The following is a 7,694-nucleotide window of genomic DNA, read 5'->3' on the forward strand; positions in this document are numbered from 1 at the left end:
TGCTCCGTAATCACTGGCCCATCATCGCCGTAATAGACAATTGATGATGTGGCTCCTGAAAAGAGGTTCAAATTCTTCCCATTTTCCTTCTTTGGACAAAGGCGGATCGATGGATATTTCAAGCATTTTCTTTTGCCTCCCGTCCTCTGCGGACAAAACCAGGGTAGTGGTGTCCCGGAAATCAAGGGCATCAATGATGAACCTGCCGTTTTCGGAAAACTCCGCCACGATAAACTCCTCTTCCAGGCCTTTTTTAAATACATTAAGAGTACCTCCTTCCAGGCCCTTTCTCGATTTAAATTTTGGCTTTACCTCACCCATTATATTGATTCCCTGTTCAATATGTAACTGGTTCCTATATTCCTCTCCAAAAACCTTTTGCCAGTCAAACCTTCTCCAGCCATTGGTCAGCATGATCAGGTCTACTGCAGCGGGATCCAGCTTCCCGTCCACAAAAAGGTCGCGGTCGGAAACCCTTCCTTTCAACTCAGCGGAAAACTTCAGATAGGTAATGATATTGGAAGCACTGTGATCAATGGGACCGGAAGCATCCGTGATGCTGACACTGTAATTCCCCCCTTCAAAAACCTCCGCATCCATCTTCAGCTTCAGAGAGTTTTTGCCTTTTGCCTTTACATCTACGGTTTCGCTTTCAATCCTGATTGCAGGAGAATCCTCAAAATCCACAAAAACAAGCCTCTCGGCCAAGGGCTGCCCACCGCTATTGAAAAAAGTCACTTGGTTGATTCCCGGAGCAAGCTGGCTTTTATTCACTCTGGCCCCAGCCACACCCTCTGAAAGGTTAAGTTTTTGCATATGGCCAATCCTTCCTCTTGCATGCACCACCAAAAGGCCCTCCTTGTAGGCATCAAAAAAAGCATATTCCTTTGCCTGAATCAACAGGTTGAGAATCTCGGGGTTTCTGGCATCCACGATAAGGTTCACCCCTTTGGCCTGGATAGCAGGGAACTCCACTGGGTATTCCTCTCCTTGTTCAGTCAGCAGGTAGGCTTTATAATCCGGGCTTTCCGGAGTGAAGGTCAAAAATCCAAGACCGTTTGCATTGGTCTCAAAATCCTCCTTAAATCCTTCGGGGCCTCTGAGCTCCCCTTTGACCTCCGCAGGTGTGCCGTCCGGATACACCGCACGGAAAGCCACCTTATTGGCAAAGCCTTCTATGATCTCTCCCCCCTCCGGCATAAACTGCAGGTCAATCACACTCTCGGGAAAAGGCAGCCGGAACTGCCTGGTGATTTGAAAGTTTTCGTTTTCCTCAAACATCAACTTCAGGAAAACGGAAGTGTGCAGATCAGTCTCACTGAGGAAGAGTTCAAGCCCTACGGTCCCTTCGGCGTCCAGCGTCAGGTCTCCCTCACCCAAAATAAGCTTAGTGGTAAACAGCTGGTATGTCAGTTTTTTATTCCTCAACGGGCGGAGATCCTTGTCGACCGCCCTGATGTTGCCCACATATTTTACATCCCCCTCCTCTTCGCCTGAACCAAACTCAAAGGTTACCTGTGGCTGAAAGTTCATGTTCAGAGGTTCCAGCACCTCTATCTCTTTGGAAAAAACCTGCTCCTCACCAAAGCCTCTCATCCAGGTAGAGTAAGCTTTGAGATGATAAAGCCCTTCTGGAAAAAAATACGGAAGTTTAAAGTCCCCGTAGCCGTGCCCCTCCTCGATTTTTATGGTCTTTTGCTCAATCAGCTTCCCGCTGTTGTCCAGCATGTCCACATAGACCGTCTTGCTCAAAGGAGAGGGAATATCGGGACTTCCCGCGGTGAGATAAACACTGAACCAGACATCTTCTCCGGCCGCGTAATGGCTTTTGTCCAGATGAAGAAACACCTTTTCTTCGGGAATTTCTTCTACATAGAGGGTTAAGAGAGAAATGATTCTTTCGGAAAGCTCCTCGAGACTGTCTTTGGGTTTGTGGGCGGCGAAAATCATAAAACAAATCGCTACAAGGAAAACACTTACTTTCTTTTTACGCATAAAAAACTCTAAAAATCAAACTGGGATGTACTAATAAATTAATACGTCTAATTAAACTAAATGTTTATTAATTTACAATACTTTCTTGGGTAAACAATTAAAAAAAGCTCCAGAATTTACCCTGGAGCTTTTAAATCAAAATATTAAACCTAAATAAATATGATTTTCAGAATTATGAGAATAGGATAAACTATTGACCCTTATCTTTCCGCGAAGGAGCCTTTGGGTAACTTTGTGTAAACTTTGTGGCCTTAGTGGCCCATTTGCTTCAGCGTAGTACTTTCACCCCGTATTTCAATCAATCACCTTCTCCGCATAGGACAGCCTTCCAAATTGATCGATTCCCTGCACGACCACCTTAAACTTATCTGAAATATCATTGTTGTAGAAAGCTATTTCTGCTTCATTTCCATTCCAGCTTACAAGCGGATTCCAGTATAGGGTAGTACGGAAATCTGGCTTGGAGGAATTTTCCTCATCGTATTTTGGCATATAAAACTCCCTTGCAGTGGAATACCCCGGGTACTTGGTGTGAAGCACACCTTCTTCTGGACTATAGGCATTTCCGCCTTGTTTGGTATATACTGCAATTACACCCCCAGCACCTGCAGAGCCGAAGATCGCATTGGATGCACCGTCAGTAAATGCCTCAATGGTATCCACATCCCGAGGATTAATCGTATTGATTACATCGATATCAACCTGAACATTGTCAAGTAAAAAAATCGGCTGAAGGGTACTTAAAGATCCTTGACCTCTAATAGTCACCACAGGACTCATAATATCCGGCTTAATTCTAACTCCAGGAAGACGACCCATCATCATTTCAAAAATCGTCCCGTAGCTTTCGACCCCAGGAATATCAGCAGTCTTCAAGATTTTATCCCCTTGACCATACATTCTGGTAATGCCATCCTTTTCGTCGGCAATCTGTCTTGTCTGCACTACAAACTCATCCAAGTCCATAATGTCCATATCGTCAAATGCAAAGTTGGCTTTTCTCTGTTTATCTGCAGACTCCAAATAGTCTTTAAATGTAGGATTGATGATGTGGCTTTTCAATAAGGGCTGAAAGCCTTCCCAGTTCTCATATTTGGATACCGGTGGATCGACGGTGATATCCAAGGCTTTTTTATGCTTGCCATCCTCAGCAGTCAATACCAGGGTAGTCGTATCTTGGAAATCCAGCGCATCAATGATAAACTGACCAGTCTCACTAAAATCGGCCATCAAAAACTCCTCTTCCTCACCCCTACTAAAAATATTCATTGTACCACCGGCAAGAGCTCTTTTGGATTTAGGCTTGATGGTGCCAATTACATTTATTCCTTCCTCGATGTAGCCATCATTCTTCAAACGCTGCTCAAAAACCGCCTCCCATTCAAACCTTCTCCATCCATGGGTCAATAGAATTAGGTCAATTGCATTGGCGTCCAAACGGTCATCTTGATAGATATCCTTATCTGAAATGTTTCCTTTCAGTTCAGAAGCAAACTTCAAATAGGTTAATATATTACTTCCACCTCCAAGTTGAGGGTTAGAGGCATCTGTGATACTCACACTGTATTTTCCACCTTCAAAAACATCGGCATTCATTTTCAGCTTTACAGAATTCTCTCCTCTGCCCTTAAAGTCCATTTTGGAACCTTCAATTTCAATCTCAGGCACGTTTTCGAAATCGACGAAAACTAACCTTTCTGCCAGTGGCACCCCCTCTGGACTCAAAACACTTACTTGGTTGATGCCACTTGGCAATTGGTTTTTCGGCACCCTTGCCCCAGTCACACCTGCACGCAAATCCAGTTTTTGCATGTAGCCGATTCTTCCTCTGGCATGTACCACGAGCAAGCCCTCCATCTGGGGATCAATATCACCATAATTACTGGCTTGGATAAGCAAACTCAACAGTTGCGGGTTTCTGGAATCCACTGTAAGATTAATGCCTTTGTTTTTTATTTCAGGCATGGAAACCTTAACCTTTTTCCCGTCATCTTTAATGATGGCTGAAGACATGCCTTTACCCGGCTGGGGATTTAGGCTTACTTTTCCTAATCCGTTTACATTCGTAGCAAAAGGAATATTTTCCTCACCTATGGTAATCTCACCGTTAACTTCTGCTGGCGTTCCGTCGGGATAAGCCGCTCTAAATGCTACCACATTTGGTAACCCTGCAATCAGTTCCCCTCCTTCCGGTAAAAACTGCATATCTACAACCTCCAAGGGATACCCCAAGCGCACCTGTCTTTCAATCTTGAACTCCTCGTTCTCGACTTTAGTTAGCTTCAAAAAGGTAGGGCTTTTTACATCCTCCAAGCCCAGCTGAAACTCTAACATGGCCTTACCACCCTCACCTAGTTCCACCTCACCGGTTTTCAACACACCGTTTCTATTTAATACTTCATAGGAAAGGTTGCCCGAAAGTGGCTTGAGCCTGGAATTTACTGCTGAGATATCTGCTTTATAGTTGACTTTTTCATTTTCAGTTTCTAAAGAAATATCAGCATGGGGCTGAAAATCCATATTTAAAGGATCAAGGACGTCTATGGCCTTGGCAAAAATCTGCCCTTCGCCAAAACCCTTGCTCCAAGTGGAGTAGGCCTTGATATGGTACACTCCTTCAGCTAAAAAAGGATCAAGTTTGAAATCCCCAAACCCATGACCTTCTTGCATCTTCACCGTTTTTTGGCTGATCAGTTTTCCTTTATTATCCAAAAGGTCCACATACACTACCTTGCTCAAAGGTGATAGCACATCAGGACTACCTGCCGTAAGGTACACACTAAACCAGAGGTCTTCTCCGGCAGCATAATAATCCTTATCCATGTGCAGAAAAACCTTTTCTTCTGGGGTTTCCTCTACGTAATTGCGTAAAAGTGAAATGATGCGTTCTGTAAGTTCTTCCAAATTGCCATTGCTAGGCCTAGAGAAGGAAGCAAGCGTAAGCACAAAAAGTCCTGCTATCGCTAAAGAGATAGGTTTTCTCATAAATAAGCTGTTAAATTCACGGTAATTTAACTAATTAATTAAATTTTAAAAATATCTGAGGGAAAATTAACTATTTATTTATTTCACCTCAAAATAATCAATAGCTTTTACCCATTTGCCTGTATCGTCCAAAGAATAATATTCTGCAGAAAACAACCCCTCTAATTCAGATGTATAGAAACTGACGGCTTCTATATTTTTATTCTCTGTTTGAGTAATATTCCAGTGTAACAGCGACCTGAAGTCTGGGCTTCTGTTCCGCTTGTTTGAATGCTCTGGAAAATTCCATGAAAGACTGGGCTGCGGACTCGGATAATCCAAAATCATTACTTCTGATCCAATGGGGAAATTTGCAAAATCATTGTTGAAAGAGTACAAATTGATAATGCCGTACAATTGCAAACTCCCCAGCTTATAATAGCGGTTGCTAACTTCAATTCTTCTTATGTCCTTTGGGTCAAACTTGCTGATGGCATCAATATCAAAAATCGGCACTCCATCTAAAATCACGAGAGGGTTTTCTTTGGTGATACTCCCAGGAGTCCGCATGCGGAGCTCTATTTTCCCCCTTTTATTTCTGATCAATACTTCTGGGATGTATTCCCTAAATGTCAAAGCCAAGGATTCAAATCGATTGTAGTCGTCCAAATCATAAATCGCATAGGCATCAGCAATCTTTTGAACCCTTGTCACATCGGTGGTGTCGGGTAAAAAGAAATGTTTTTTGACTTCTTTTTGCAGGGCCATCTCCTTTATCGATTCCAGACTCTTTTCGGTAATTTGCAGGCTCGGCCAATCCTCTACCTTCGGGAAATACTCCCAAAAAGGAGACACAATTTCAATTCCTGAGACTTGGGTTGACTGGAGAAGCAAGGTGTGATATTTTTTTTCCCCATCCATAAAGATATAGGCGTATCCATCATCTTTAACCTCGCCGAAATACAAGTCATTTACCTTTCCAATGCTGGACAGGAATACATGCTCCCCTTGCTGAAGTCCTTTCACTTTAACCACGTGACCGGCTAATTCCCTTTCATTTTTAAACTTGGGGTTGATGTTGGAAGAAGTGACCACTTCGACTTCAGATGGCACCGTAAGGGTTTCAATTTGACGGGAAACCTTTACAAAGTTCAACTTTCCCGAACCTTTTGGATCCAAAATCACCTTCTCCTTTTTTCCGGCCTGTAGACTCACTTTTTCTATTGATGAACCTGTTTGATTATATAAAGAATCGGGCAAAATAGCCGGAGGTATATCAGGGTTAATTACAGCTACCCATGACTGGTGAAATGATTTAAAATTATTGAAATCGGAATCGCTTGTATAAGATCTGAACAAATAATAGCCGCTTTGAATGCTTTCAGGCAATCTCAAAACAGCCTCAGCCAAACCATTTTTCAGATAAACCATTTCCTGAACTACCGGCAAGCCTTCTTTTGTAAAAAGCTCGAAATAGGCCACCCTTACATCACTGGGCTTCTGATCCCTACTGGCATAAATCCCTAATTGTGTATAATCACCCGATAATAGGATATCCTCTCCCAAGAAAACCTTCAGCTCATCCTGGGCCGAAAGCTGAGACGTAGCCACTAGGAAAAGTGAAATTAAAAGTATGCAGGTTCGTTTCATAAATCATTAGTAATTATCCCAATAATCGGGTTTCTCAATAGTACCACCTCTCAATCGGCAGTCAGTACAATTGGTAAATGTATAGTTCCAACCAATAATTCTTCCTTCCCGAATTACCGGTAACCCTACCTCCACTTCAGGCCTCCCAAAATAATCCGCATATTGATGAGGTTGTAAAGTATCGGGTTCCATCACGCAATGGTTGTAATCAGAGATTCTGGCAGACCATGGCATGATGTCCACAAACTCCACAAACAACCGCTTCTTCTCCGACTTTCCTATACTGATATATCCAATTACGGGGTAGTCTTCATCACCTTCCTTTTTTAGGTTACTTCCCAAGAATGCGGGGAGAGGGCTGAAAATATCACCTAAATCCTCCGTATTCTTTCGAATGGACTCCCAAAATTCAAAGGCATCCTTGTCTATAGGCCTTTGCCACACTTCTATGCTGTACCGTGTACCCAGCTTTTCCGAATACAGCGGAATTCTCATCAATTCTACTCCAAATATTTCCCCGCTACTGGATTGTGCACTACTGCCGAGAATAATATCTCCCGTTTCGAGTCGCTGATAACAAAGGTTTATATTCTTTTCCCTTTCTACAATAGTGTTGGTAAAGGGGTCATATCTATACATTGGATTAAACCACGACCTATATTCCCAAGTCTCCTCCGTTGTCCACAGAAAATAATTTTCCTCTCCACGGCTATTCAAATAAATATATACCCCATCCTCTTCGCGGGTGAAAAACATCCCTTCGATTAGCGGGGCCATGGCTGGCTGCATCCAATCTGAAATATATTGCTCATGCTCCCCAATTTGAATCCGAAGCTGATAATCTTGATCGCTAGGCAAAGTGCCCTCCATTGCATATGTTCCATCCTCCTCCAAAGCAAATTGCCAGCTTCCTGATTCTGATCCGGCAAGAAATACGGTGGCATTATTGATTGGATTAATGGACTGCTCTGAATACACGGTTACCGTCCTGCCCAATTTCAAGGTCGACTTCCCTTCCAATTCCACATATCCTTCGGCAACTAAAAACCCAAAATCCTGGGTGATTATCTCAGGTTCATAAAACT

At 43.0% G+C, this 7,694-nt stretch carries 4 protein-coding genes; all 4 read right to left on the bottom strand.

The genetic code is table 11. The annotated features are described in order from the left end of the window. Positions 1-21: 21 nt before the first annotated feature. Positions 22-1,995, bottom strand: coding sequence for a colicin receptor (locus tag KIH41_RS17800; RefSeq protein WP_214163304.1), 1,974 nt, complete (start codon positions 1,993-1,995; stop codon positions 22-24). Positions 1,996-2,289: 294 nt separating this feature from the next. After that, the gene (locus KIH41_RS17805) at positions 2,290-4,980 is read right to left on the bottom strand and encodes a TonB-dependent receptor plug domain-containing protein (RefSeq protein ID WP_214163305.1); all 2,691 of its coding nucleotides are present in this window, start codon (positions 4,978-4,980) and stop codon (positions 2,290-2,292) included. 78 nt (positions 4,981-5,058) lie between these two features. Then, on the bottom strand, positions 5,059-6,609 hold the full coding sequence (locus KIH41_RS17810; RefSeq protein ID WP_214163306.1) for a hypothetical protein: 1,551 nt from the start codon (positions 6,607-6,609) through the stop codon (positions 5,059-5,061). A gap of 6 nt (positions 6,610-6,615) precedes the next feature. After that, the coding region (locus tag KIH41_RS17815) for a DUF4249 domain-containing protein (protein ID WP_214163307.1) at positions 6,616-7,694 on the bottom strand (1,079 nt) is incomplete at its 5' end.

It is taken from the genome of Litoribacter ruber (assembly GCF_018500185.1).
Classification (GTDB): domain Bacteria; phylum Bacteroidota; class Bacteroidia; order Cytophagales; family Cyclobacteriaceae; genus Litoribacter; species Litoribacter ruber.

What these genes read in the sequence shown, in the direction of transcription:
- KIH41_RS17800 (WP_214163304.1), bottom strand. Translation starts at nt 1,995, where the DNA reads ATGCGTAAAAAGAAAGTAAGTGTTTTCCTTGTAGCGATTTGTTTTATG.
- KIH41_RS17805 (WP_214163305.1), bottom strand. Translation starts at nt 4,980, where the DNA reads ATGAGAAAACCTATCTCTTTAGCGATAGCAGGACTTTTTGTGCTTACG.
- KIH41_RS17810 (WP_214163306.1), bottom strand. Translation starts at nt 6,609, where the DNA reads ATGAAACGAACCTGCATACTTTTAATTTCACTTTTCCTAGTGGCTACG.